At 42.8% G+C, this 24,571-nt stretch carries 23 protein-coding genes; 13 read left to right on the forward strand and 10 right to left on the reverse strand.

Features of this window, described 5'->3' with window-relative positions; genetic code table 11:
- The first annotated feature begins 229 nt into the window (after positions 1-229).
- The 3 genes from AAEY75_RS09150 to AAEY75_RS09160 are packed head-to-tail and all read left to right on the forward strand — an operon-like array spanning position 230 to position 3,364.
- Positions 230-1,426: an efflux RND transporter periplasmic adaptor subunit gene (locus tag AAEY75_RS09150; protein ID WP_201550688.1), complete on the forward strand. Its 1,197-nt coding sequence runs from the start codon at positions 230-232 to the stop codon at positions 1,424-1,426.
- The gene (locus tag AAEY75_RS09155) at positions 1,423-2,646 is read left to right on the forward strand and encodes an ABC transporter permease (protein ID WP_352259412.1); all 1,224 of its coding nucleotides are present in this window, start codon (positions 1,423-1,425) and stop codon (positions 2,644-2,646) included. The genes AAEY75_RS09150 and AAEY75_RS09155 overlap by 4 nt, the downstream gene beginning before the upstream one ends.
- A complete protein-coding gene (locus AAEY75_RS09160; RefSeq protein ID WP_352259413.1) occupies positions 2,639-3,364 on the forward strand; it encodes an ABC transporter ATP-binding protein in 726 nt (241 codons plus the stop codon). The genes AAEY75_RS09155 and AAEY75_RS09160 overlap by 8 nt, the downstream gene beginning before the upstream one ends.
- 15 nt (positions 3,365-3,379) lie before the next feature.
- Here the strand turns inward: AAEY75_RS09160 and AAEY75_RS09165 are convergent, their stop codons facing one another.
- The 5 genes from AAEY75_RS09165 to AAEY75_RS09185 form a co-directional block, all read right to left on the reverse strand.
- Entirely contained in the window at positions 3,380-3,964 is a 585-nt protein-coding gene (locus AAEY75_RS09165) for a TetR/AcrR family transcriptional regulator (RefSeq protein WP_352259414.1), read from the reverse strand.
- Between the two features lie 228 nt (positions 3,965-4,192).
- Positions 4,193-5,050: a glutathione-dependent disulfide-bond oxidoreductase gene (gene yghU, locus AAEY75_RS09170; RefSeq protein ID WP_352259415.1), complete on the reverse strand. Its 858-nt coding sequence runs from the start codon at positions 5,048-5,050 to the stop codon at positions 4,193-4,195.
- Positions 5,051-5,070: 20 nt separating this feature from the next.
- Complete coding sequence (locus AAEY75_RS09175) at positions 5,071-5,751, reverse strand: glutathione S-transferase family protein (RefSeq protein ID WP_201550699.1); 681 nt, start codon at positions 5,749-5,751, stop codon at positions 5,071-5,073.
- Positions 5,752-5,917: 166 nt separating this feature from the next.
- Positions 5,918-7,198: a YbfB/YjiJ family MFS transporter gene (locus tag AAEY75_RS09180; RefSeq protein WP_201550702.1), complete on the reverse strand. Its 1,281-nt coding sequence runs from the start codon at positions 7,196-7,198 to the stop codon at positions 5,918-5,920.
- A 330-nt stretch (positions 7,199-7,528) separates the two neighbouring features.
- The gene (locus AAEY75_RS09185) at positions 7,529-8,728 is read right to left on the reverse strand and encodes a sugar transporter (RefSeq protein WP_352259416.1); all 1,200 of its coding nucleotides are present in this window, start codon (positions 8,726-8,728) and stop codon (positions 7,529-7,531) included.
- A gap of 241 nt (positions 8,729-8,969) precedes the next feature.
- Here AAEY75_RS09185 and acuR point away from each other — a divergent pair, with 241 nt between their 5' ends.
- The 3 genes from acuR to AAEY75_RS09200 all read left to right on the forward strand — a co-directional run bounded on the left by acuR (position 8,970) and on the right by AAEY75_RS09200 (position 11,722).
- Positions 8,970-9,596, forward strand: coding sequence for an acrylate utilization transcriptional regulator AcuR (acuR, locus tag AAEY75_RS09190; protein ID WP_265090861.1), 627 nt, complete (start codon positions 8,970-8,972; stop codon positions 9,594-9,596).
- An 80-nt stretch (positions 9,597-9,676) separates the two neighbouring features.
- Positions 9,677-10,660, forward strand: a complete 984-nt coding sequence (acuI, locus tag AAEY75_RS09195) for an acrylyl-CoA reductase (NADPH) (protein ID WP_352259417.1) — start codon at positions 9,677-9,679, stop codon at positions 10,658-10,660.
- Positions 10,661-11,089: 429 nt separating this feature from the next.
- Entirely contained in the window at positions 11,090-11,722 is a 633-nt protein-coding gene (locus AAEY75_RS09200; RefSeq protein WP_197217736.1) for a hypothetical protein, read from the forward strand.
- Positions 11,723-11,866: 144 nt separating this feature from the next.
- Here the strand turns inward: AAEY75_RS09200 and AAEY75_RS09205 are convergent, their stop codons facing one another.
- Both AAEY75_RS09205 and AAEY75_RS09210 read right to left on the reverse strand, forming a co-directional pair.
- Positions 11,867-14,152, reverse strand: a complete 2,286-nt coding sequence (locus tag AAEY75_RS09205) for a TonB-dependent receptor (RefSeq protein WP_352259418.1) — start codon at positions 14,150-14,152, stop codon at positions 11,867-11,869.
- Positions 14,153-14,606: 454 nt separating this feature from the next.
- Complete coding sequence (locus tag AAEY75_RS09210; RefSeq protein ID WP_352259419.1) at positions 14,607-16,481, reverse strand: autotransporter domain-containing protein; 1,875 nt, start codon at positions 16,479-16,481, stop codon at positions 14,607-14,609.
- Between the two features lie 388 nt (positions 16,482-16,869).
- Here AAEY75_RS09210 and arfB point away from each other — a divergent pair, with 388 nt between their 5' ends.
- The 3 genes from arfB to AAEY75_RS09225 all read left to right on the forward strand — a co-directional run bounded on the left by arfB (position 16,870) and on the right by AAEY75_RS09225 (position 18,767).
- Positions 16,870-17,283 (forward strand): alternative ribosome rescue aminoacyl-tRNA hydrolase ArfB, encoded by a 414-nt coding sequence (gene arfB / locus AAEY75_RS09215; protein ID WP_352259420.1) that lies wholly within the window; start codon positions 16,870-16,872, stop codon positions 17,281-17,283.
- A gap of 182 nt (positions 17,284-17,465) precedes the next feature.
- Positions 17,466-18,170, forward strand: coding sequence for a hypothetical protein (locus tag AAEY75_RS09220; RefSeq protein ID WP_352259421.1), 705 nt, complete (start codon positions 17,466-17,468; stop codon positions 18,168-18,170).
- 174 nt (positions 18,171-18,344) lie between these two features.
- The gene (locus AAEY75_RS09225) at positions 18,345-18,767 is read left to right on the forward strand and encodes a hypothetical protein (protein WP_352259422.1); all 423 of its coding nucleotides are present in this window, start codon (positions 18,345-18,347) and stop codon (positions 18,765-18,767) included.
- Between the two features lie 224 nt (positions 18,768-18,991).
- On the opposite strand, the gene AAEY75_RS09230 is transcribed toward AAEY75_RS09225, so the two are convergent.
- The gene (locus AAEY75_RS09230) at positions 18,992-19,681 is read right to left on the reverse strand and encodes a Crp/Fnr family transcriptional regulator (RefSeq protein WP_352259423.1); all 690 of its coding nucleotides are present in this window, start codon (positions 19,679-19,681) and stop codon (positions 18,992-18,994) included.
- Positions 19,682-19,766: 85 nt separating this feature from the next.
- Here AAEY75_RS09230 and AAEY75_RS09235 point away from each other — a divergent pair, with 85 nt between their 5' ends.
- The 4 genes from AAEY75_RS09235 (at position 19,767) to AAEY75_RS09250 (ending at position 23,409) form a co-directional block, all read left to right on the forward strand.
- Positions 19,767-20,570, forward strand: a complete 804-nt coding sequence (locus AAEY75_RS09235; RefSeq protein WP_352259424.1) for a class II aldolase/adducin family protein — start codon at positions 19,767-19,769, stop codon at positions 20,568-20,570.
- A gap of 7 nt (positions 20,571-20,577) precedes the next feature.
- Positions 20,578-21,450 (forward strand): alpha/beta fold hydrolase, encoded by an 873-nt coding sequence (locus AAEY75_RS09240; RefSeq protein ID WP_352259425.1) that lies wholly within the window; start codon positions 20,578-20,580, stop codon positions 21,448-21,450.
- A 410-nt stretch (positions 21,451-21,860) separates the two neighbouring features.
- Complete coding sequence (gene rluF, locus AAEY75_RS09245; RefSeq protein WP_352259426.1) at positions 21,861-22,865, forward strand: 23S rRNA pseudouridine(2604) synthase RluF; 1,005 nt, start codon at positions 21,861-21,863, stop codon at positions 22,863-22,865.
- Between the two features lie 100 nt (positions 22,866-22,965).
- Positions 22,966-23,409, forward strand: a complete 444-nt coding sequence (locus tag AAEY75_RS09250) for an SRPBCC family protein (RefSeq protein ID WP_197217755.1) — start codon at positions 22,966-22,968, stop codon at positions 23,407-23,409.
- Positions 23,410-23,484: 75 nt separating this feature from the next.
- Here AAEY75_RS09250 and AAEY75_RS09255 read toward each other — a convergent pair whose 3' ends face one another.
- Positions 23,485-23,796, reverse strand: coding sequence for a DUF1244 domain-containing protein (locus AAEY75_RS09255; protein WP_352259427.1), 312 nt, complete (start codon positions 23,794-23,796; stop codon positions 23,485-23,487).
- A gap of 142 nt (positions 23,797-23,938) precedes the next feature.
- Positions 23,939-24,559, reverse strand: coding sequence for a class I SAM-dependent methyltransferase (locus tag AAEY75_RS09260; protein WP_352259428.1), 621 nt, complete (start codon positions 24,557-24,559; stop codon positions 23,939-23,941).
- Between the last annotated feature and the right edge of the window lie 12 nt (positions 24,560-24,571).

Here is a 24,571-nt window from a genome sequence, read left to right on the forward strand (position 1 = left end):
AATCAACACTATTATTATTGATATAATGATTCTCTCACTCGATATTATTGTGCATAAAATATTTCTATAGTCGGTTCAATATAATTTGGATACAAGGAAGGCGAGTGAAAGTACTACAACTCGTAGACTAAGCAAGCCTGACACCGTACCAATTTATAGAGGATTGACTATACATAGACCATATTGCCCGTCAGTATCAGACGCTCTTACTCAAAATCGGAGAAACTCATTGCGAGCTGTCAACTATAAGTATTTGATTGTGATTGTTCTGCTAGGGCTTGCAGTGGGCTTTGCTATCTTTCGTTGGTGGCGAGGACCGCTGTTGCCTAGCTATACAGTGTCATCTATGCCATTAGTACAAACGGTGGTGGCGACCGGACGTGTCGTGACGACATCACGTACTCAAATTGGTAGTGAGGTGACGGGGGTCGTGCTTGAGCGCTTGGTACAAGAAGGCGACCAAGTGGCAAAAGGTGATTTATTATTGGTACTCAGCTCGGACGATGTGGCTGCACAAGTACGTCAAGCAGAGGCCGAGTTAGCTGAGCTTGTGACCAGCAGACGCCCACAAGCAAAGGTTGACCTATCAAAAGCTGAAGTGCAGCTTGCACAGGCGACTCGTAATGTAGCACGTCGACGTGAATTGGCAGCAATTTCAGCGATATCCAATGAAGAGATGGAGCAAGCGGAGCAGTCCCAGAGCCAAGCGCGCAATGATTTGGAAGCTGAGCGTTTAAGAGCAAAGGCATTGGCGTCTGGTGGTGTTGAAGAGGCCCTACTACGTGAGCGCATTGCGGCATTGCAGGCTCAATTGGCCAAGACAGAAGTACGCAGCAAGGTTGCCGGCACGGTACTGACTCGTGACGTGGAGCCGGGCGATCTGGTACAGCCAGGTAAAACTTTATTTACCATTGCACTTGCTGGTAATACAGAGGTACATGTACCGCTTGATGAGCGCAATTTATCACGATTGGCCTTGCAACAAGAAGCACTTGCTATCGCTGATGCGTATCCAGATCAGCCTTTTCCTACTCGTATTGACTTCATAGCACCGAGTATCGATTCGCAGCGAGGTACTGTGGAGGTTCGGCTATCGGTTGATCCAGTACCTGAGTTTCTACGACAAGACATGACTGTTTCAGTAAATATCGAAACAGGTCGCCGTGAGCAGGCTTTAGTGCTTCCCAATGATGCTTTAGCTAATATCCAAAAGGATACGGCTCAAGTATGGTTGCTACGTGATGGTAAAGTACAGCGTCAAAAAATAATGCTAGGGCTTCGTGGTCTGGCGATGTCGGAAGTCATTGCAGGGCTGGATAACGGAGATCAAGTGCTGGTTGATGCGACTTCGCCATTGGTCGATGGTGAGCGAGTGCGTACTGATGAGTCAACAACCCGTAATGAACCAGCGGTAACATCCAAGTGAAAAATTTGTTCGGGCGCTTATGGATCGATGCAGTCATTGCGATCAGTTTTTTACGCGAGGGACGGGTACAGTCGCTGATGATTACATTAGGTGTGGCTATTGGTGTGGCTGTTATCGTATTTATCACGGCCTTGATTCAAGGTTTACAAACCAATTTAATTGATAAAACGCTTGGTAGCCAATCTCATATTCAATTGGTATCACCAGATGAAGTTAATCTAGTGGCACCAGTAGCAGCAGGAACCGCACAGCTGATACAAGAAGACAAGCGTCCTCAACGGCTACGATCTATCAATAACTGGCAACAGATTACCGCTACCTTAGATAAACTACCATTACTGACAGCAGTATCACCTGTGGTATCAGGACCTGCGTTTGTTCGGCGCGGAGAAGCTTTAGAGTCGGTCGTATTAGTCGGAACAGAACTCGAACGATACCAGAAAATCATACCGCTTGATGAGTATCTAGTTAGTGGCGATCTGCGAGTCGGTGCTGATAATGTACTCATCGGTAGTGAGCTTGCCAACAATCTCGGTGTTCAAGTGGGTAGCAAGCTGCGATTAGACACTGGTGAGCAGGACAATACCGTGGTAAATGTCGCTGGGATATTTGAGTTGGGTGTCCGTGAGCTGGATGCACGTTACGTCTATCTAGACTTAAAGCAAGCACAGTCATTGCTCAGTTTGCCAGGAGGCGTCACCGTGATTGACCTCACGGTTGCCGATATCTTTGAGGCGGACAATATTGCTGAGCAAGTAGGACGTCTGACCTCTTTGCAGGCAGAGAGTTGGATCGAGACCAATGCACAGTTAATGAGTGGACTATCAGCGCAGAGCTTGTCTACTAATATGATTATTGTGTTTGTGGGTATCTCAGTCGCCTTTGGTATTGCGAGCGTACTATCGGTCAGTGTTGTACAGCGTACTCGAGAAATTGGAATTTTACGTGCCACTGGTGCGACTCGTCAGCAGATCTTATGGATATTTCTGATTCAGGGCGCTGTGTTTGGCTTGCTAGGTTCTGTTTTGGGTAGTGCGGTGAGTTATATGCTAGTGTGGGCATTTAACACTTTTGGCCCAAGTTTATTTTATATTCCAGTGTCTATAGAGCTTATCTTACTAGCGATGTTGCTAGCGACGCTAACCGGTGTATTGGCTGCTGCTATACCAGCGCGCCGAGCTGCCGCATTGGATCCCGTGGTGGCTATTCGTTATGTCTAATAATAACTCTCATGAAGTGCTGCGTTTAGAGGCACTAAAAAAATCTTATAATATTGGCCAGCCCAATGAGATTGAGGTGCTGCATGGTATCGATTTACGCATCGATAATAATGATTTTGCTGCGCTCATCGGGCCTTCGGGCTCTGGTAAGAGCACCTTGTTGAATGTGCTTGGTCTGCTAGACAAACCCACTAGTGGTGAGTTGTATCTGCTCGGGCAGGCGACGAGTAATATGGATGATGCTGGTCGCACGGCACTGCGAGGTGGCAGTATTGGCTTTGTCTTTCAGTTTCATCACCTTATTCAGGCATTTACTGCGTTAGATAACGTGTTAATGCCATTGATGCTGACTAAGGGTCGCCCGAATCAATCTGCCATACAAAAAGCGCGTGAGCTACTGGCTTCGGTGGGTCTGGAGAAGTTCGCGAATACCAAGCCGAATGAGCTTTCAGGTGGTCAACAGCAACGAGTAGCTATCGCACGTGCGCTCATCACAGAGCCTGCATTATTATTAGCTGATGAACCCACAGGTAATCTAGATACGGTAACGGCTGCCGAAGTGTTCGAGCTGTTTCGAAAAGTCAACCGTGAGCGTGATTGCGGTGTGTTATTGGTTACCCATGATCCACGTTTATCCGCATCCTGTGATCGGACTATCAATCTGGTAGACGGTCTTATCGAAAGCGATTTGCTAAATGTTAATAGAGCTGAATCCTAATATCTCAAAGTAACGCTACAAAAACCTTGCGAATATATTATCAATATACTTTTCTACTGCATCCGTATCATTCGTTACTTGCGAATACGTTCTCAAGCCGATCATTTGAATTTGAAAATAGCGGGCGAGTTCAGCCGCACTTTCATCTGTGTTGATCTCACCATCATCAATGGCTTGCTGAAAAACTTTAACAAAAGACGCTTCGACATTTTCTAGAATATTGGTCGCATGAGTCAGCAAATCTGGACTGTCATTCTGCGTCAGCTCACTGATGGTTTTGACAATCATACACATGCCACTCGGGGTAGTGCTTTTATTGCAAACAGTCACGCTATGAATGAAGCGTTTCAGGCCATCAAGCTTGGTTTTTTCTTGGGCAATACTGTTGGCAAGGTTTGTCGCACCTTGTTCAGCATAGCGATTTAACGCCTCTTTAAACAGGCTGTCTTTATTACCAAAAGCAGCATAAATACTGCCAGGACGCATATCAACCACATCTTGTAGATTTCTCATCGACGTAGCGTGATAGCCTTTTTCCCAATAGAGGTCTTTGGCTTTTTCGATTACGTCATCACGATTAAACTTCGCATGTGCACTCATAATTTTCACCTTAAAAGCGGTTGTCTTAGAACTATAGCTTTATTAATCAGAAAACCAAGTAACACTATTATCGTTTGCATTGATAATGATGTCACTTGGTTTTTATGTGTTATCTGTATTCAAACGGATTTGTCAGTCAGAACAGATGGTTGTCAAAACAAATATTTATAGTCAATTTACTATTTTGGAGTGAATTGACTATGGTTAGAATAGATTTAGTAAGAAAATCTACTCTGGTTTTAATGCTAATACATCATCAATATCTTGGGCGCTGTGACGATTCTCTAGTTGTTCCCATGCTTCGCCCCAAGTGCGGTTGACGATACGGCCACGTTGTACGGCTGGTCTCGCTAATATCGCATTTGCCCAGCGCTGAACATGAGGATAGTCATCAACCTGCAAAAATTCTTGCGCATCGTACTGAGTACCCACGACTAGATTGCCATACCAAGGCCAAGTGGCAATATCAGCAATGCTGTATTCATCACCAGCGATAAACTCATTTTTTGCCAATTGCTTATCTAGTACATCCAATTGGCGCTTGGTTTCCATCGTAAAGCGATTGATCGCATATTCGAATTTTTCAGGTGCATAAGCATAAAAGTGACCGAAACCACCACCCAAATATGGTGCAGAACCATGTAACCAAAATAACCAGTTAAAAACTTTGGTACGATCGCTACCTTTCTCAGGCAGTAGTACACCAAATTTTTCAGCAAGATATACTAAAATAGACGCAGATTCAAATACAGCTTCAGAATCTTCACCACTTTGATCAACTAGGGCTGGAATTTTCGAGTTAGGGTTTACGTCTACAAACCCCGATCCGAACTGGTCGCCTTCACCAATCTGAATCATATGGGCATCATACTCTGCCGCTTTGCCCAGTGCCAGTAACTCTTCTAACATAATCGTTACTTTCTGACCATTAGGGGTGGCGATAGAATACAGTTGTAGCTCATGCTCGCCTACTGGTAGCGCTTGCTCATGAGTAGCGCCTGAAACGGGACGATTGACACTGGCCCATTTGCCGCCACTTTCTGCGTCATGTGTCCAAACTTTTGGTGGTACGTATTGGTCTGTCATTTTTATAACTCCTAGCGCAATTATGCGTCTTTTGCGAAGTTTTGTGGATATAGTGCACGTGCAGCGACTTCATCAAAGTCAGACTTGAACTCAACGCCATTAGCAATATTTCGTGCTTTTTCTACGGCAGGGCGAGCGTTGATGCTAGCAAACCAACGCTTCAGGTTAGGATAGTTATCTAAACCTGGTTCGCCTAATATAAACGCGGCCTTATCAACCCAGCCCCATGCTGAAATATCAGCGATAGAGTAGTCGTCACCAACCAAATACTCACGACCTTCCATGTGTTTATCTAGCACTTCGTAATGACGCTCTGCTTCGCGAAGATAGCGATTGATGGCATAAGGAATTTTTTCTGGCGCTTTATGACTAAAGTGTACTGATTGACCAGAGAAAGGACCTAAACCTGTCGCTACAAACATGAGCCATGACAACATCTCACCGCGATCTTCTGGCGCGCCTGCTAGCTGACCTGTTTTTTCGGCCAAGTACATCAATATAGCCGTTGAATCAAAGACACGTTTGCCATCATCTTCGAGAGCAGGGGCTTTACCATTAGGATTGATAGCGCGGTATTCAGGCGTATGCTGTTCACCTTTTAGCGTATCTACTGGTACTAACTCGTATGGTAAGCCTGTCTCCATAAGATATAGAGCGACTTTCAGAGGGTTGGGGGTCTGGTGAAAATAGAACTTAAGCATTATCTTATCCTTATGATATTGAAGTATGGGTCGTAGATCTGAACGGGTTTAGATTATATAAATATCGTTTTGTTAGAGCCACTATAAACAAAAATGAACGACCGTTCAAGTTTATTTGTAGTCGTTCGTTATCTCACGGCTTAGAGTAAGAGCAAAAGGGTCTTCATTAAGCTGATTTTTGTGGACGTAATAATAAGGAAAGTCCAAGCGCGACAAAAGCGGCGATGCCAGATACCATATAACTGATGCTAAAGTCTCCAGTTATTTCTGCGAGATAGCCTGCTGCCACTGGCCCGAGAGCCTGTCCACCTGAAAAGGCAAAAGTCAGCGCCGCGAGTGCACTTGCTGCTGCTGCAGGCCCGAAATAATCGCCCGCTGAGGCAGCCATAATGACAGGCACACTCCAGACCACTAAGCCAAACAAGATAATGGACAAATACAGTCCTGAATGCCAATCAGTCAATCCGACTAAGAGATAAGCAATAGCAAGGAAAACAAAGGCCAAAGCAAGACCAAGACGTCTGCCAATGTGATCAGAAATCCAGCCAAACAACATGCCTGAGAAGACGCTAAGCAGTCCAATCCATGCCCAAATACCACCCGCAGTCGCTTCACTCAATTGATATGAGCCAACCATGCTGGTGACAATAAAGGTGACGTAAACCATGTAAGTAGCACCATAAATGGCGAATATGATACCTAAATGCACGAGTAATTTAATGTTGCTGCGTTCTAGCTTTTTCTTGTTTTTGACAGGCAGAGTAGGTGCGCGCCCAAAAGGGTTTTGACTGACATCGTCTGGATGATTTCGAATCAACGTAAAAGTAAGACAAGCCACCACGATGTTAATCACAGCAAAAATTAACCAACCTGTTTGCCAAGACAGTAGAGTGGACATGGGTAAAAGTTTGGGTACGACAAAGCCCGATAGAATAATGCCAAACCCAGGCCCCGCCATGACCAGTCCTAAAGCAAGTCCACGATGCGAAGGGAAAAACCAGTGCGACATGACGCTCATCATCGGTAAGACCACGCCACCGCTACCGATACCCGTTAGCACATAGAGTGTGCAGAGTATGGGAAAACTGGTGGTAAAAGCCATACCGAGCATCGAGACAGCGATCAAGAGAAGACTGCCTGTCGCCGTAGCTCGAGTACCAAACCTAGGTAGAATGAATGGACTTAAAAGCACCGCAACGAGATAGCCTATTAGGTTAGTGAATCCCAATATGCCACTTTGAGTGTAATTTAATCCCAAAGAAGATGACATAGACGGCAGTAGCATACCAAATGCGAATCTTCCCAACCCAAGTCCACAGAACATTGCCACAGAACCTGTCGCAGCGACTATCCAAGCATAATGTAACTTGCCTAGCTTGAGAGGTGCGGTGCTATCCTGATTTTCTCGATCTTCATTGTCTTGTTGAATCATTTCATCAGCCATCATGAACCTCCAACAAGTCTAAAATTCTTGATAGCCATCGTAGCTGTATTTAGACCGAAGACGACTTCCTTGTTTTGAATATTATCCATTTCACACGCATCCTTTTGTGCTTAATCCCTGTCAGTATTTCATCGACTATGTTTATGGCCTAACCATATTGATAGTCTAAGCATACTTATGTCCAATAAAAATCAGTATAGCCTTACCTGAACGTTCGTTCAATGGGTGTTTAAGCAAATAGCTAAAATGATTTTGTAGGCAACATTAAAGAAAATGCCAGCTCACTTATGTGGCTGGCATTTTGACTGCTATTTTTTGACATCGTCTGCTTAGCTAGCCGAGTCTTTTACTCAGCTCAGGAAAGCGCTTAATCATAAATAGCATCAGTAGCAGCGCTACAACAGCGATAGCTGCACCGACATATCCAACGCTTGATAGTGAAATATGAGTCACAGCATAACCACCGAATAGCGCACCAGTACCAATACCCAAATTGATAATGCCGGAAAACATCGACATCAGCATGTCTTGCGCATTGACATCGACCATAATGACTTTGGCTTGCATCGAAATAATAAGCAGCATGAGCGCCGCGCCCCAAAGTAAGGCAATAAAGCTGAGCGCCCATACGGATGTTACTGCTAGCAATAGTGTGAGCATAGACACGAGCATCAGTATCGTCGATATCAGCATCAATCTGGTATTGAACCTATCGCCCCAGCGACTAAATATCACGCTGCCGATAATCCCTGCGATACCGAATAGCAGTAATACAAGCGTTGCGGAGTTTTCACTGATTGAGCCAACGTGGCGCATGAAGGGTTCGATATACGAATAAGCCGTATAGTGCGCGGTGAAAACAAGCAATATGAGCAAGTATAAGCAGACCAACAATGGGTTTTTGAGCAGCTCTGGAATCTTTCTAAAAGACCCTTCAAACATGCTAGGCAGCGTCGGTAAGAGTCTCGCTTGTAGTACAAATACGATAAAACCAATCACGCCAATACCGCCAAATGTCGCTCGCCAGCCAAACCATTGACCGACCAAGCGCCCTAAAGGCACCCCTAATACCATCGCCAATGAAGTACCAGTCGCAAGCACGCTAAGCGCCAGGGCCTTTTTGCCTTCAGGTGCCACACGTATAGCGATTGCCGCTGTGATGGACCAAAATATCGCATGCGATAGCGCAATGCCGACTCGGCTAATGAGAAGAACATCGAAACTCCACGCAAATACGGAAAGCACATGACTGACAATGAATACCGCAAAAAGTCCCAAGAGCAAACGTTTACGCTCAAAACGACTGGTGAGCAGCATCAGTGGCAATGACATGGCCGCGACAATCCAAGCATAAAGTGTCAGCATCCAGCCAGTCTCTGCTGTAGTGATAGAGAAGTCTTGGGCAATATCGCTCAGCAAGGCGACAGGGACGAATTCGGTGGTATTCATAATAAAGGCACTGACGCCCATCAAGAATACTTGAAAATACTGAGTCCGGCGAGCATCAGAGCTCGCCTCAATGGTATGTTTCATAAGATCCAATACAAAGAAGGTGCTAATGCAAAATGATTAGCCAATAGTAGAGTAAGCAATTTTGATAATACAAGCGTGGCGAGGCAAGATACCAAGTCAACGGCATTAGTTAAAGGGCTTTTTTGATAAGGATTGTTAATTAGTTGATAGGAAAGCTTAAATCAAAAAATAATAGGCATGTCTGTCTCACAAATAATTTATTGACATTAAAGACGATCGGTCATAATATCTATGCATGACAATGACTAAGCCAAAAGCCCGTCGAGGGCGTCCACCCAATATTGAACGAGAGTTTACGGATACCCGTGAGGCTCTTTTGAGATCTGGGATGGAAATGCTGACAGAGCAAGGTTTTGCGACCACTGGTATCGATGCCATACTCAAACGTATCAATGTGCCTAAAGGTTCCTTCTACAATTACTTCAAAAACAAAGAAGCATTTGGACAGGAAGTATTACGGCAATACGCGTTATATTTCGCTCGTAAGCTAGATCATTGTTTTTTGAATGAGCACGTGTCTCCTATGCAGCGTATTAGTGACTTTGTTGAGGATGCTAAGTCGGGCATGATTAAGCATGAATTTCGACGCGGCTGCTTAGTAGGCAACTTAGGTCAAGAGATTGTCGTATTGCCTGACAGTTTCCGTTGTGAGTTAGAAAACATATTGCTTGATTGGCAGGAGCGTTTAGCGGCTTGCTTGCGTCTTGCAGTACAACAAGAACAAATACATTCTAATAGTGATTGTGATGAGCTTGCTGCTTACTTTTGGATTGGTTGGGAAGGTGCTGTTTTGCGTGCTAAGTTGGTGCAAGATGTCCATCCGTTGGATACTTTTTTCCGAGGGTTTGTGGCAGGGCTACAGAAGTAATTTTTTATCTATATTTTTAGACGACCGGTCTAAATTATTTTTTACTTATTTATAGACGATTGGTCTAAATAGGAGCTGTTATGTTTAAAGCAATATTAATTGAAAAAAATGATGATGTTTATCGGTCTAGTCTGACTGAGATACAGGACACGCAATTACCAGAAGGAGATGTCACGGTTCGTGTGGCATTTAGCACGCTCAATTATAAGGATGGATTAGCCATTACTGGTCGTAGCCCTGTGGTACGCACATTTCCTATGGTTCCAGGAATTGATTTAGCAGGCACTGTCGAAACGAGCAACCATCATCGCTACAAAGCTGGCGACAAGGTGCTGTTGAATGGTTGGAGCGTGGGCGAGAAGTATTGGGGTGGTCTATCACAGAAAGCCAGATTGAACGGTGACTGGCTGATCCCGCTCCCTGAGTCGATGACTGAACGTCAAGCGATGGCAATTGGCACAGCAGGATATACCGCGATGCTTTGTCTAATTGCATTGGAGCGTCATGGACTGACACTAGATAGCGGTGAAGTACTTGTGACTGGTGCTAACGGCGGCGTTGGTAGTTTTGCCATCGCACTTTTGGCAAACCAAGGCTATTCTGTCACGGCTTCTACGGGTCGCCTAGAGGAAGTAGATTACCTAAAAAGCCTTGGTGCAACGACGATCATCGACCGAGCGGAATTAAGCAGTCCGGGACGCGCGCTTGGTAAAGAAAGATGGGCCGCTGCAATCGATTCTGTCGGCAGTCACACGCTTGCCAATGTTTGTGCCAGTATATGTGAAGATGGTTTAGTCGCTACTTGTGGACTGGCTCAAGGTATGGATTTCCCTGCTACTGTTGCGCCATTTATTTTGCGCGGTGTTAGTTTGCTTGGTATCAATAGCGTGACGCGACCTTATGATGAGCGTATAGAAGCTTGGAAGCGCTTGAGTACGAGTCTGGATATGACACAATTGGATGCAATCACAAGAGAGATTGGCCTGAGCGAAGTCATTCCAACAGCAAGTGAGTTGTTAGATGGCAAAATTCGTGGTCGAATAGTCGTTGATGTAAATCGTTAAGGTATAAGTAATATCTTTAGTGCTTTAACACTAGCGTTTCCATACTAATTTTTTAATACTAACGTTTAAAGATTTAGCTTCTTACTAGCATATGAACAAATGATATATAGAAATATCGAAGATTGAGTGCTTAAAGTGAAAAACAATTATTCACAAACGGGCACACATATCGGTATTTATTTTTTATCATTTAATATGCTATCATTATTGCGTTGTCTATCGTGGGTTTAACAGTTTTGTCATCACCGACTATTCTTGTAATAGCAGTGGTGTGCAAACCTTGCAACTTCCAGCACGATATAAAAGAACTCTGGTAAAGCGCATGAGCCTGTACTCCGACATCCTCATTTGTGCCTGATTTTATTTGCCCATATGGGCTTATATCATACTTTTTTGTCGGAGTTACAGGAGTCTAAGGTGTTTAATCTCATGAGCCACGTTGCCAACCAATCCAAATATACCCGTCGTTATCACCCACATCATCTTTTAGCGCAATACGTGATCAATCAAATAGACACGCTTGAGCTGCGTTCGCAAGATATTATCAAAAAGATGGGTTATCCGCTAAAGCATACCATTCCTGCGTGTGAGCGCCTGCGTCATGTATTGTCGAGCAAGTTCCTTGGGCTTGATGGCAGCTATATTGATAAATATTTCACCGCTGACGAATTTTTAGCGACGCTATTTTCAGTGCTCGATATACCTTATCAGCCATTCGCAGAAGATATTGCTCAGATCAAACACGATTTAGTTAATCCTCCAAAGTCTTTATGTACATATAGTTTACGAGCAGAGATAGATTTTGAGTTTGTGAATGCGAATTGGATGGTTCGTTGCGGAGTATCGCGTTTGGCTCATATACGTCTACCTAATGATTTTGCTGAAATGAATAAAGCAAAACGCACATCGATCATAAAAGATGCTATCTATGATCATTATCAGCAGTATGTGAGCGGTTTGCCCTATGATGGTGTGATCAAGGGTTATCAACTAATTGCTGAGCAGAACAATGAAGTGGTTGAGACCATAGCATATGGATTGCCAAAATCTAGCAATGTCTGAATACAAAAGCTTCTATAGAATTAATGATTTAACATCTTAACGATTAGCAAGTATTAGATGTTGTAAAACAAAAAAGTCCCTATTCACATGAATAGGGACTTTTTTTGGTCTACATTATCTATATGATATAAACTGACCTATCACTTAAAAACGATGGGTATAGCCAACCGTATAAGTACGTCCTAGACCTTTGTAATCAAATGCTGATGCAGGTGCGTAGCTACCATAATATATCTGCGCTTGTTGCCCCCAAACGGTGGTGTAATCTTTGTCCAATAAGTTTTGAACACCTAGACTAAACTCACCTGAAGGTAAGAAGTAAGTGTAATCAAGGTCAACCGTAGTATAGCCATCTAGCTCTTGAGTAGAGTCGCTACTTGAATCATAACCTGAGACGTCACGCATCATATTTGCTTGTAGCTTAAGCGCTTGGTTGTCATCTTCCCAGCGTGTCCACAGAGCGTATTTGGCTGGGCTGGTGTCAGTCACGACAGTATCTTCGTAGCTACCATCAACCTGCGTCTCGCTTTTGACCCAATGTGCCAGTGCGCCGATGCTCACATTGTCATTAATCGCATAGTCGCCCTTTGCTTCAACACCATACACACGCTTTTTATTATCACTTTGAGTGATCAGCAGTGTGCTGCGATCATAATCGATACTGCCATCCGATACGCTATAGTAACCAGTCAGCTGACCCGTCAAATTGTTGTGATTGAACGACGTGCCTAACTCGTAGCTATCAGTTTTGATGCCATCAAGTTCGGTACCAGAGACATTAGAGCCATTAACAAGCTCATAATAGTTTGCTGCATTTTTTGCATAGATGCCTTGACCATAAAACTTAGCAGGATCAGGCAACTCAAAACCTTGTGAGAAGTTTGCGAAGTAGCGTAGGTTACTGGTAGGTTTATAGTTAAGTCCCAGATTAAATAAGTTGACATTATAGTCAGTGCTACCGCCAGGGATCGCGTCACCACCCGTGGCATTGCCTAAAGCAATATCAGTCTGTACTGTGCTAGAGACAAAATCATCGATTTTATTGTTTAGGTGTTGGTAGCGCATACCAGCTGTCGCGCTTAGCTTATTGGTTAGCTCATAATCACCTTGAATGAAACCAGCGATAGAATTTACCTCAGTGCCAGGGTAGCGTCCAACGGTGGCAAACTCATCATTGACCAGACCACCAGTAGCAATGCTCGTACCCTGATTAAATATCATTTTATTACTGTCAAGTTTGTCTTGATAGCCGTCGATACCATAGGTTAATTTGAGCTTGTCAGTCCAATCCTTGCTTAGTGCGACACGTGCTGAAGTCACGTCAGTTGACTGCTCTGAAGCGGCGAAATAAGTACCATAGATGAATGGGATAAAGCTCAGCTCTTCGGTACGATGTGATAGCTGAGCATATACTTCATGACCGAATAGCTCAGTATTGTGGTAATTGGCATTGTATTGCTGACGTTCCGTGCTGGCTTGTCGATCACTCTCAAAACCGTCACTAATCTCGGCACCGAATGGACGGGTGGTTAGATCATACTGAATACCGTAATCTGTGTCTTGCTCACTATTATAGTACTGTGCTGACAAGTCTAAGGTTTGCTTCTCATCAATCTGTAGTTGTGTACTGGCCAAGATATCAATGGTCTCATTGTCTTGCAACGAACCCTGAGTGGTATCAGGAACCAGCATTTTACCGCTGCCATCAAAGAAAGAACCGGTCTGTTCATAAGTGACGGCTAGCTTACTTTTGATATTTTCTGTACCACCACCGATTGAGGCGTGACCTTTGTAAGAGATGTCATCCTCATCTTGGAAACCTGATGTTGCTTGTATAGAGGTGGTGATTTGTGGCTCACCAGCTTGTGCTTTTTTGGTCTTAATATTGATAATACCACCGGTCGCACCACCACCATAGACTGCCGATGCACCAGACAATACTTCGATACTTTCGATATTTTCCATGCTGATCGAGTCTAGATAACGACTGATAGCCCGTGATGAATTGAGTGATACTCCATCAATCATTACTTGCATACTACGCCCACGCAAGTTTTGACCTGCGCTCGTACGACCGCCACTACCCAAATCGAGGGAGGGTACTTCTTGAGCGATAAAGTCGCCTAAACGCTTACCCGTACGTGCCGCTTCATCGACTTTGTACTCATCGATATACCAGACAGTCGCCGGAATATCAGAGATTGCTTTTGGTGTTTGGTTGGCAACCACCACGATAGGATCAAGCGTGACACTTGGCTGAGCACTTTGGTCGGTATCAATCGTTGTGTCAGCAAATGCTGGACTGAACTGCAATAGCGTTCCTACAGCTAGAACCATAGGCGCTTTTTTAGAAGTCTGTAGGGTGGTTAGAATGGCGCTATACAAACGAGAGTAGGGCAAAGTACGAGATAAAGTATGGCGCTTAGACATAATGATGGAACCGTAGTGTAAATGATAATTGTTAATGATACCTTTATCATCTAAGTATGTCTATAGGTTATGGTTTGGTAAATAAAGCTGACCGAATATGTCTTAGAAGATGACGAGTATGATGAATATGTAACTAGGGCGTGTCCTCATTTTAAAAATGGTGATAAAAATGAGATAAATCGCAGTCAAACAAGGAAAATGGCGCAGATAATATCGAGATATTAGTCAGCTATTTGACGCCATTTGACAAGATTTAGCCATTTTTAACCCATTTAGATAACTATCGATTGAGTTGAGGACACGCCCTAATGGAAGAGAGTAGCTATTGAAAATAGTCTCAGACACACAAAGAAAAACCGTCTGATGCTCTTTGCATTAGACGGTTTTATAAGATTTTCAATGTAGTGATTTTACACTCTACACTTTACATTTTAGGCTTTAATAACAGAGCTATTTAAAATGCGCCGCTAAGTCCAACAAATAAACTCGTTGATTTATCATCATCACCTTGTGAATGCGTAACACCTGCATTGGCACTCAGCTGACCAAAGTCCCTAGATAGTCCAAGTGTCATTGCAAAGTTGTCGTCGTCAGTTTGTGCCATTGGTGTGCTAAAGCTAATATTAGACAACGTGTTTAGGCGTGCTGTTACGGCTTCACGATTGTCGCTTAGCTGCTTTTGATAATGGATATCACCGAACACGTTCAATTTTTCCATGACATTATGATTGGCTTTGACCCCAAGCTTGCCATAAGTCGTGGTATATTTTTGCTCATCGAACTGCATGGCGATGCCAGAGTTTTCTTGTTCTTCAAGCTCACTAATCTTTACACGGCTAGCAGTTGCACCGATATATGGGGTGATAGCAACGCTGCTTACTTGCATTGGGTAGCCGGCTTGTACGTTGGCATAAAAACGTTTGCCATCAGCATTTGATTTAAATTCTTGTTTATAGCTGCCGAGCGTGACGGCGCGTGTGACATCCACATCCATATTGCCAAAACCAACAGCACCGTTAATTTGTACGCCGCCAAAATTGTCTAGCGTATTGCTATGATAGACACCAAAACCTACTTCATCTAATTCAATATTGCTTAAACCCGTGGCGACACCTGAGTTATCAAATTCTTTTTGAGTAATATTGCCATATAAGCCAGTGACTGCGTTGGCTGAATTGGGATGAGCAAAGTCTACGCCGAATAGTACTTGTGTATTGTTATCACTATTAAACCCTGCGATGTCTTGATCTTCAAACTCACCTACAGCCCATAACGTACGGTCAGGCTTTTGCTCACTGCTTTGGATTTGGTTGACGTGAGATTGTAAGCGCTCATTGGTTGCCAGTCCTATAGTAGTTGCAATATGTGGCAGGACACCGATTAGGCTAGGCGCAGTGACAACAGCATTTGCATAGTCAGCAATCATTTGATGCGCACTACCGGTCGGATGTATGCCATCCGCAAAAAAGTAGGTTTCGTTGGCATCTGGAGTGACTAAGTCGCTTGATCCACAAGTGAGGGAGCTGTCTGTATTACAAGCAGGTGTCGTGATATTAGTAAAGCCGTAGGCGGTAGGGTTGTCTGCGACTTCTTGCAATAAGCTAAACATATCTAACGGTATGATATTAGCCCCAGTATTTGCCACACCACTGAGCATAAATTGATTATATAGACTGGTTACACCAGTACTTTGCGCTTGTGCTACAGCTCCTTGCTCGATAGCTCTAGGTGTTAGACCGATATCAGGAATATTGGGTACTAAAATATAATTTGCACCATTGTCTTTTAGTGTATTGATGGTGTCGACCTGACTAGCCACTGCGCCAAGTATTGTGGTTTGGGCATTATCAGGATCTGTAGCCGCAGCAAGTAGGTCGTTTGCACCTGCCCAAACAACATATAGTCCATTAGGATCTACTTTGTTATTGGCGACATAGCTATCGACTTGGCTATTGGCAGAAGCCACTGGAATGCCAAAAGCAGTGACATCTACGCCTGCTCTTGCACCGCCAATGGCATAGTTATTACCCGTTTGACTACCATCGTAGGTATTGGAGACAGCGGTTGTACCCAGTTGTTCAGCGAATGAGGTTGCCCATGTATTGTCAGGGTTAGTAGTGAATTGACCTGATTCCTCAAGTCCAAAAGTGCCTTGGGTAAGTGGGCTGAAGTATCCACCATCCGTTAAACTGTCACCAAAAAAGGTGACGCTACTATAATCATTAGCATGGGCGAGTCCGGCCGTACATAGTGTAATGGCTAAGATGCTCTGAGTAAGGGTTTTTAGGGTAGGGCGTTTAATAACAGCACGAGGTGTATGATGAGACATATCGACTTCCTTGTCGTAAATATGGCGGGATTATTAACCGATTGTAACTACTTTTTAAAAAGCTGGCAATCTATTTGACTGTAGAGTCCTATCTTATTTTAATGGGTCTTGTTAATCTTTAGGTCAATATAATCTCAAAATTCTAAGCAATACTTAATGCCAGCGAGCTTTAAAACGTCACTCTTTAACGCTTGCTGTCATTATTAATATTGCATAGTTGATTCAGTCTAAAAGAGAAATAAGGTAACCGACTGCAGATGTAACTGTGATACTGCAAGCGAGGTTAATGCTGTCACTCTTTTATAGAGGATTGACTATAAAGTAGCTGCTTTATCGATAATGATTTATGATGAACAGACATTATGGATTATTTATATAAAAGCAAATCATGATTTTCATTAGCAACACTATCAGACTCAATGACCACGAAGTAGAGATTAGCGCCATACGTGCGCAAGGTGCTGGCGGGCAAAACGTCAATAAAGTCTCTTCTGCCATTCATCTGCGTTTTGATATAACGACATCAAGTCTCAGCGCTCCGCAAAAAGAGCGTTTATTGGCCAGTAATGATAACCGTATTAATAAAGAAGGTGTGTTTGTACTGAAAGCGCAGCAATTTCGCACGCAAGAAAGAAATAAAGCAGATGCTATTGAACGCCTGCAACAATTTATCATACAGGCCACTTCTATCAGCAAAAACCGAAAGCCTACTAAACCTAGCAGAAACGCCAAGCGTAAACGTGTAGATAAGAAAACCCAGCGAGGTAAAACCAAGGCACTGCGAGGTAAGGTAGACTTTTAGCATACTAAAATCACCTCTATTTTGAGCTGCATATATATCTAAAAGTGTCTGAATAAGAGACAATACGCCCATAGGTTTTAAGTCGTTGTGACATTGCAAACAGTCGTGCACTTATAAGCTATTACAAATAAGTAATGGCTCACACTTAACAACGTTAATCCAAATAAAAAAGGCAGTTCTGAATGACCAATGATAACCCGTTTAACTTTTTACCCTTGCAGCCTATCGGCAGGAATGAGACTAATAGTGCTAATGCCTATGCTCCTGAAGACATGATTAAGATATACGAGCAGCAGTTTCTCATTCAAGTGCCTGAAGAGCAGCTGACTGAGTTTTTGCCAGCACTAAAAAGATTTTATGACATTGATAATAATACGTTAGACGTCAGTGCTATTATTTTTGAGGCCATCGCGGAATCTAGTATCATTTACAATCACAAAATCAAAGTAGGTGACTATCAAATACTAGGTGGGTTGATAGAAGAAGCGATTGAGTATGATGAAGACAATAAAAATGACGAAGGTATTGAAAACGAAGACATTCAAGCTTACACATTAGAATGTAAACGTGCTTTTTTCATCAATGATGTAGAGATACCTTATCATTTCAATTTGTTTATTTATGGTGATGGCTATTCTACGTTAACCAAAAAGGAAAGCTTGTTAGAAAAAATGTATTGGTTCGTCAGAGGTAGATTCGAAGAGCATCTGTTGGATGACGCTGAAGATAATGAAAGCTTAGAATCTATCAATGAGCAGTTAGCCAGCTTAGGTATTCGTGAAATGGATCTGTCGACTATAGATGGGATAGTTAACTATGTAGAAGACAACATCATAGATGATGCCATGGTAGAGGCGCTGAACAAGTTATTAGATGATGCCGAGTAGCATAAAAGGTAAGCCTATAAACTAGGCTGTCGCGGCACACTCCATATGAGCTGTGTCTAAGGCGTGTTGAGCATTCACAGATAGCTGATGTCAGGGCTATTATTGAATGTTTAACACGCCTTTGTCTTTTTACATAGTGATTTTGATAAACAACCTAAATAGGGAGTAACTTCGATGAATAAGCATAATCTTAATTATGAGAATTTTAAAAAAATTAATGCAGCATTGCCAGTTATTCGGCTTGAAGAGAATTATGGTGAATCCCTTATTAATTGTATTTATATCGATGATTTTTTCCTATCATGTTTAAAGGACTGGATTGTAAATAATTTTTATCATGAAGACACTTTTGAAGAAGACGTAAATGAGTATTTATCGTCGATAAATATTGTACAGGAAGATGATATCGACTTTTCGAAAAGAGTTTCTAACGTCTCTATGCAGCGCTCTGATTACTTTATAAAAAACTTAAAATCCATTGAGATAGATTTTTCTGCTGCGAAGCAGTACATCACTTATATAGATGGTACTTATGAGCACTTAGGTATACTTCAAACTGCTGGAGGTTTATATGCTTTTTTTATGTATATGGGGTAAGTTTATAAAATGTGGGGAGTATAGTTAGGTCAATATAAAAAAGACACAGAATGACTAATATAAATTTTTTGTATCATCTGTCTGCGTAGGCACAGCAAGAAAGAACAATTTGTACCTGTCACGCATTGTGATGTCGTGTATTCATTTTATTTAATATCGGCTACATAGTTAATTATAATAAGCTAGGTATTGTTTAGCTCGCTGAGATGTAATACATATTCAAACTATGCAGGATTCATCATTACCATTAATTGAGTTTTGTTTTTTATAGTAATAAAGCCATAGTGCATCTCGATAAGATTCTGCTTTTGCCACGATTGGATGATTTTATTGATGGTTTGTCTGGTAGTGCCAAGCATAAAACCAAGCTCTTCTTGCGATAAGCGCAGATCTATTTTGATATCATCTCCCGTCTGCTTGCCATAAGTATCGATCAGTCCAATCAGCATACTAGCCAGTCGCGCTGAGGTGTTGAGTGAGGTAGCATCATCAATCCAATCAAATGCTCGGCGAATTCGCTGGCAAGTAATAAGGGCGAGATGCTTGTATAAAATCGGATGCAATTGCGCTGTCTGAATCACTGAGTTTCTAGGGATAGAGATTAGAGTCACTTTGTTAATCGTCCACGCATCATGGGTGCGTGGATTGTCATCTATGATAGATATCTCACCAAACCACTCGCCACTAGATAGGTGCGCCAATGTCATGGCATGGCCACTAGCGCTCACATTACACACTCTAATCGTACCCGACACAACAAAGTGTAGAGCGGCATCGTCGCCATCACCGATGGCATGAATCATGTGATCTTTTTGGTATATCTTTAGCACAGCATCGCCTGCCAGTAGCGGCTGCACAATGGCTGGTAGTTGACTAAACCATGGGTCGTTATTTAAATAATGATTAATATTCATAAGTGTAATGTTTTTGACAGATTTGGTTTTATAAAATGGTGTAAGGTAATCATTCGGGATATCTAAAACAGTAAAGGAATACACCATGCAAACAGCTATGCAAACAGCTATGCAAACCACTACATCAATGGATTCATCATCGAGTGTACACCATAATATGAGCGAACAAGAGTGGCAGATGCGAGTAAATCTTGCCGCTTGTTATCGAATGATTGCCTCTTATGGCTGGGACGATTTGGTATTCACTCATATCTCTGCACGCGTACCGGGTACTGAGGATGAGTTTTTAATCAATCCATACGGCATGTTATTTGAAGAGATTACAGCATCCAGTCTGGTTAAGGTCAACAAAGCAGGTGAAAAAGTATCACCATCAGAGTTTGACGTAAATCCAGCTGGATTTATCATTCATAGTGCTGTGCACGAAGCTCGCGACGATGCGCACTGCGTCATTCATCTGCACACAAATGATGGGGTTGCTGTCTCAGCGCAAGAAAAAGGCTTACTGCCAATCTCGCAACAGTCATTATTTCCGCTATCTAACTTGGCATACCACGATTATGAAGGTGTTGCATTAAACCCTGAAGAAAAAGTCCGTTTGGTTGCTGATTTAGGTGATGCTCACTTTATGATTTTGCGTAACCATGGTCTGCTCACTTGTGCTGATACGGTTGCCAACGCATTTTTGTACATGTATATCATGCAAAGAGCTTGTGAAATTCAGATCAAAGCTCAGAGCGGGGGTGGTATATTGACTCCGATACCAGCACAAATCCTGGCAGGTATCCAAGCTGCATCAGAGCAAGTGACCCGAGGTGCGAATGGCGATATCGCATGGCCTGCGTTACTAAGAAAACTGCGCCGCACTGACCCATCATTTGAGGAGTAAGTCTCTAATGATAACTCTTGATGAGTGGCAACGGCAGGGGCAATATGAGTCCATTCATGGGCACCAAATCTTTACTCGGTATGCGGGAGATAAAAGTGCGCCTGCATTGCTATTGATTCACGGTTATCCTAGTGCCAGTTGGGACTGGGAGGGTATGTGGGATACGCTAACCGAGCATTATTATGTCATCACCCTTGATATGCTGGGGTTTGGGTTGTCAGACAAACCCAAAAACGCGCGCTATCTAATCAGCGAGCAGGCCGATATTTATCAAGCAGTTTTACAAAAGCTGGGTGTCAGTGATTATCATATCTTAGCGCATGACTATGGTGATACGGTGGCTCAGGAGTTGCTAGCAAGACAAGTCGAAAGGAGTGCTGAGCGACACATTGCTAGCGTATGCTTCTTAAACGGTGGTCTATTTCCTGAGACGCACAAACCTATTTTGGTGCAGAAGCTACTGTTATCGCCATTAGGTTCTTTGGTATCAAAGTTAATTAATAAGCAGAAATTTGCGGGCAGTTTACAGGGGATATTTGGCCCCAACACGCCGCCTACGTCAGAGGTGATAGACACGCTATGGCAGCTGTTAAGTCACAATGATGGGTTGGGTGTGATGCATAAGTTGATTAATTACATACCTCAACGCCAACAGTACCGCGAGCGATGGGTAGGCGCCATTATCAATAGTACTGTACCAGTTAAACTGATTGCTGGTGCCAAAGATCCCATCTCAGGACAGCATATGATTGATCGTTATCGTCAGTTGATACCCGATGCTGATATAACCAATATGCCTATGTTAGGTCATTATCCGCAGATAGAGGATGCGGCGGCAATCACAGAGGCATATCTACAATTTAGACGCAGTATTCTGTAGATACCGTTCAATCTAACAAACGCAGGGCATCAAGTGGTGCTCTGCGTTTTTTATTCTATTCTCATTGCTTGAGTCTCAAGTGCGGATAAACTGTTAGCTTAGTTAGAAAAACGCAGCACGGAATGAATCGCATAGGTCAAAGTGCATTAAGTTCAGAAAATGAAGAGACAAGCTCAATCCGTTCCATGTTTTTCAATGCTCATCTGTTTTTTAAACCTTTGATATGATGAACAAGTGATTTTGACGCTATTCTGATTGACACAACTCTGGATATATTTCTAACTCTTCGCTCATCTCTCCTCAAAGGGACGCTGAATTTCCTATATAATGAGAGCTATTTCGTTATTGATAATCCATTCAATTTAGGCTTTTTGAGCAAAAAAGCTTTTCCTCAGGTAAAACGGTGCTCTATGTTTAACGCTTCCTCGACTCGTTTGAATAAATACATCAGCGAAAGCGGTATCTGCTCCAGGCGAGATGCTGATCGCTTTATTGAACAAGGTAATGTGTACATTAATGGCAAGCGCGCTTCGGTGGGTGACCAAGTGGCTGCTGGAGATGCGGTAAAGGTTAATGGGCAGCTTATTGAGCCACGAGAGCCCGATGATTTTGTGTTTATTGTCTTGAATAAGCCAGTGGGCATTGTGAGCACCACAGAAAGCTCTGAGAAAAATAACATTGTCGATTTTGTGAGACATAGTTTACGTATTTTCCCGATTGGACGTTTGGATAAAGATTCCCAAGGGTTAATCTTTTTGACCAATAATGGCGATTTGGTCAACAAGGTGCTACGTGCTGGTAATAACCATGAAAAAGAGTATCTGGTCACGGTCAATAAGCCGTTAACCGATAGTGTTATTGAAGGTTTGGCGGGCGGTGTGCCAATGCTTGGCAAGATGACGAAAAAATGCCCAGTGACTAAAGTAGCGCCCAATGTGTTTAACATTACGCTAGTTCAAGGTCTAAACCGTCAAATTCGCCGTATGTGTGAGCATTTTGGCTATGAAGTCGTAAAACTTGAGCGTACACGGATTATGAATGTAAGTCTCAAGGGTACGCCTGTTGGAGACTGGCGAGATTTGACACCAAAAGAGTTGTCTGTTTTACTTAAATCTGTAGAAGACTCTTCTTCGCAAGACAGTAAATCACCTAAGAAATCTAGTAATGCGCCACGAAAAAAACCTCGTACTGATACCTCATCAAAGTCAAAACCATCTTCAAAATCGGCAGGTGCAGCAAAAGGGCGTAATAAATACGCCAAGGATGATGCTAGAAAACCAGCAGGTTCTAAAGGTAGAGATGGACGTCCTGCTGGTCGTGGTAAGCCGTCAGGGGGTAATGGTAAGTCTGGAGGCAATGGCAAACCTGCTACCAATGGTAGGCGTCCTTCGAAAGGTAGAGGGTCTAAGCGGTAGTAGTTTCTCGATCATAAGTTTTTAACGTGCGACTGCTTTATTCATTTTTAAATGTCAGTAAGCTAAATAATTTTAACTTTGACCTTAACAGGATAATATTATGTTTAAAATAAAAGTAGAACGCATTGTCAAAAAACCGATTGATGAGGTATTTGAAGCACTGAGCGACCATGCCAGTTATGGCTCATTTAAAGCCGTAGGGGTAGCTAAGTTGGTGAATGAAGGTGACGAGGAGCGCAATGGCGTTGGGGCTTTACGTACCATTCAATCGGGACCTGTTAAGTTTTGGGAGCGCATCACGGCGTTCGAGCGTCCTACTCACATGCAATACCAAATCGAAAAATCTAGACCTATAAAAATGCAACATGATAAAGGCGTCATTGATTTAAAAGACTTGGGCGATGGCACCACACACGTGACTTGGGTATCTGAGGGTCGATTGACTGTACCATTGCCATTAGTCGGTCGCCTATTTGACCGTCAAATGCAGAAGCAAGGAACCATAGGGTTTAGCAGTATACTCAAATCTATAGAAAGCCGCTAATCTAGCGGCAGTATTGGCTTTTTTGATATAATTATCTAGTGATGGCTTATTTTATTTGAGCCATCACGGTCAGTTTTAATTTGTTTTGTTCTTAGCTGCTTCAATTTCGTTAAAACGTGCTAACTGCTCTGGTGTGGCTTTCTGTTGATGCTTCTCTTTCCACTCAGCATAAGGCATGCCATACACAAGCTCGCGCGCATCCTCGTATTCGATTTCAATACCACGCTCTTCACCAGCAGCTTTATACCATTTGGATAAACAGTTACGACAAAAGTCGGCAAGGTTCATCAGTTCGATATTTTGTACATCTTTACGTTCGTCTAAATGAGCTAGTAAGCGACGAAATGCAGCGGCTTCTAATTCAATGTTTGATTCTAATTTTGCCATAATATTTTTCCTAATTGTAATTGAGTCATTTCAAAACTGAAATGATACTAACGATATAAATATTGCGCAACCTATGTCGTTATATATTAAAAAAGGTATACAAGAAAACTTGGCAAACTCGTTGTAGTAGAGGTTCACTCATTTAACACCTCTTAAATATAATATTAAACCACTCTTTATTTCTATCTTCTCTTTGGTCAATCGTGAGCCAAGTTTCTTCTTTGAATTCACAAGTAATTTTTTGCTTTAGGGCTTCCCAACGTTCTTCATTCATATCGCAAAAAAAACGTCCATTATCAACTCGCTCATTATCGCCGTACTTGAAGGATGCGTAAAAAACACCTTCATCTGTCAGCATAGTGAGCAAATTATCTAATAATTCAGGAAGCTCTTTATAAGGTATATGAAGCAGCGAAGCGCATGCCCAAATACTTGTGAATCGTTTATACCAAACCTGAAATGGAATTTGTTCAAAAGTTGTGCATCGCCAATCAATGATATCATTGTGATGAATTTTTGCCCGCTTAATCAGCTCTCGACTGCCATCCATAGCAGTAACATTGAAGCCTAAGTTGGCAAAGTAAATGCTGTCACGACCTGAGCCGCAGCCTAAGTCTAGTATATGCTGCTGGTCTGATGGTCTAACAGGCAGATTCTCTATAAAGGGTTGATATAGCTGATGCATATCCACACTCATGGTTTGGTCAATGAATGAGCTTGCGTTACTATTATAAAAGGCTAGGGTATTTGTTTGATTTATCATGGGCTACATATC

Source organism: Psychrobacter sp. TB55-MNA-CIBAN-0194, from assembly GCF_040309505.1.
GTDB lineage: Bacteria > Pseudomonadota > Gammaproteobacteria > Pseudomonadales > Moraxellaceae > Psychrobacter > Psychrobacter fozii.

Bases quoted from the DNA above. Each gene is read 5' to 3' on its own strand.
- AAEY75_RS09160 (WP_352259413.1), top strand. From the start codon at position 2,639: ATGTCTAATAATAACTCTCATGAAGTGCTGCGTTTAGAGGCACTAAAA.
- AAEY75_RS09165 (WP_352259414.1), bottom strand. From the start codon at position 3,964: ATGAGTGCACATGCGAAGTTTAATCGTGATGACGTAATCGAAAAAGCC.
- yghU (WP_352259415.1), bottom strand. From the start codon at position 5,050: ATGACAGACCAATACGTACCACCAAAAGTTTGGACACATGACGCAGAA.
- AAEY75_RS09175 (WP_201550699.1), bottom strand. From the start codon at position 5,751: ATGCTTAAGTTCTATTTTCACCAGACCCCCAACCCTCTGAAAGTCGCT.
- AAEY75_RS09180 (WP_201550702.1), bottom strand. From the start codon at position 7,198: ATGATGGCTGATGAAATGATTCAACAAGACAATGAAGATCGAGAAAAT.
- AAEY75_RS09185 (WP_352259416.1), bottom strand. From the start codon at position 8,728: ATGAAACATACCATTGAGGCGAGCTCTGATGCTCGCCGGACTCAGTAT.
- acuR (WP_265090861.1), top strand. From the start codon at position 8,970: ATGACTAAGCCAAAAGCCCGTCGAGGGCGTCCACCCAATATTGAACGA.
- acuI (WP_352259417.1), top strand. From the start codon at position 9,677: ATGTTTAAAGCAATATTAATTGAAAAAAATGATGATGTTTATCGGTCT.
- AAEY75_RS09200 (WP_197217736.1), top strand. From the start codon at position 11,090: ATGAGCCACGTTGCCAACCAATCCAAATATACCCGTCGTTATCACCCA.
- AAEY75_RS09205 (WP_352259418.1), bottom strand. From the start codon at position 14,152: ATGTCTAAGCGCCATACTTTATCTCGTACTTTGCCCTACTCTCGTTTG.
- AAEY75_RS09210 (WP_352259419.1), bottom strand. From the start codon at position 16,481: ATGTCTCATCATACACCTCGTGCTGTTATTAAACGCCCTACCCTAAAA.
- arfB (WP_352259420.1), top strand. From the start codon at position 16,870: ATGATTTTCATTAGCAACACTATCAGACTCAATGACCACGAAGTAGAG.
- AAEY75_RS09220 (WP_352259421.1), top strand. From the start codon at position 17,466: ATGACCAATGATAACCCGTTTAACTTTTTACCCTTGCAGCCTATCGGC.
- AAEY75_RS09225 (WP_352259422.1), top strand. From the start codon at position 18,345: ATGAATAAGCATAATCTTAATTATGAGAATTTTAAAAAAATTAATGCA.
- AAEY75_RS09230 (WP_352259423.1), bottom strand. From the start codon at position 19,681: ATGAATATTAATCATTATTTAAATAACGACCCATGGTTTAGTCAACTA.
- AAEY75_RS09235 (WP_352259424.1), top strand. From the start codon at position 19,767: ATGCAAACAGCTATGCAAACAGCTATGCAAACCACTACATCAATGGAT.
- AAEY75_RS09240 (WP_352259425.1), top strand. From the start codon at position 20,578: ATGATAACTCTTGATGAGTGGCAACGGCAGGGGCAATATGAGTCCATT.
- rluF (WP_352259426.1), top strand. From the start codon at position 21,861: ATGTTTAACGCTTCCTCGACTCGTTTGAATAAATACATCAGCGAAAGC.
- AAEY75_RS09250 (WP_197217755.1), top strand. From the start codon at position 22,966: ATGTTTAAAATAAAAGTAGAACGCATTGTCAAAAAACCGATTGATGAG.
- AAEY75_RS09255 (WP_352259427.1), bottom strand. From the start codon at position 23,796: ATGGCAAAATTAGAATCAAACATTGAATTAGAAGCCGCTGCATTTCGT.
- AAEY75_RS09260 (WP_352259428.1), bottom strand. From the start codon at position 24,559: ATGATAAATCAAACAAATACCCTAGCCTTTTATAATAGTAACGCAAGC.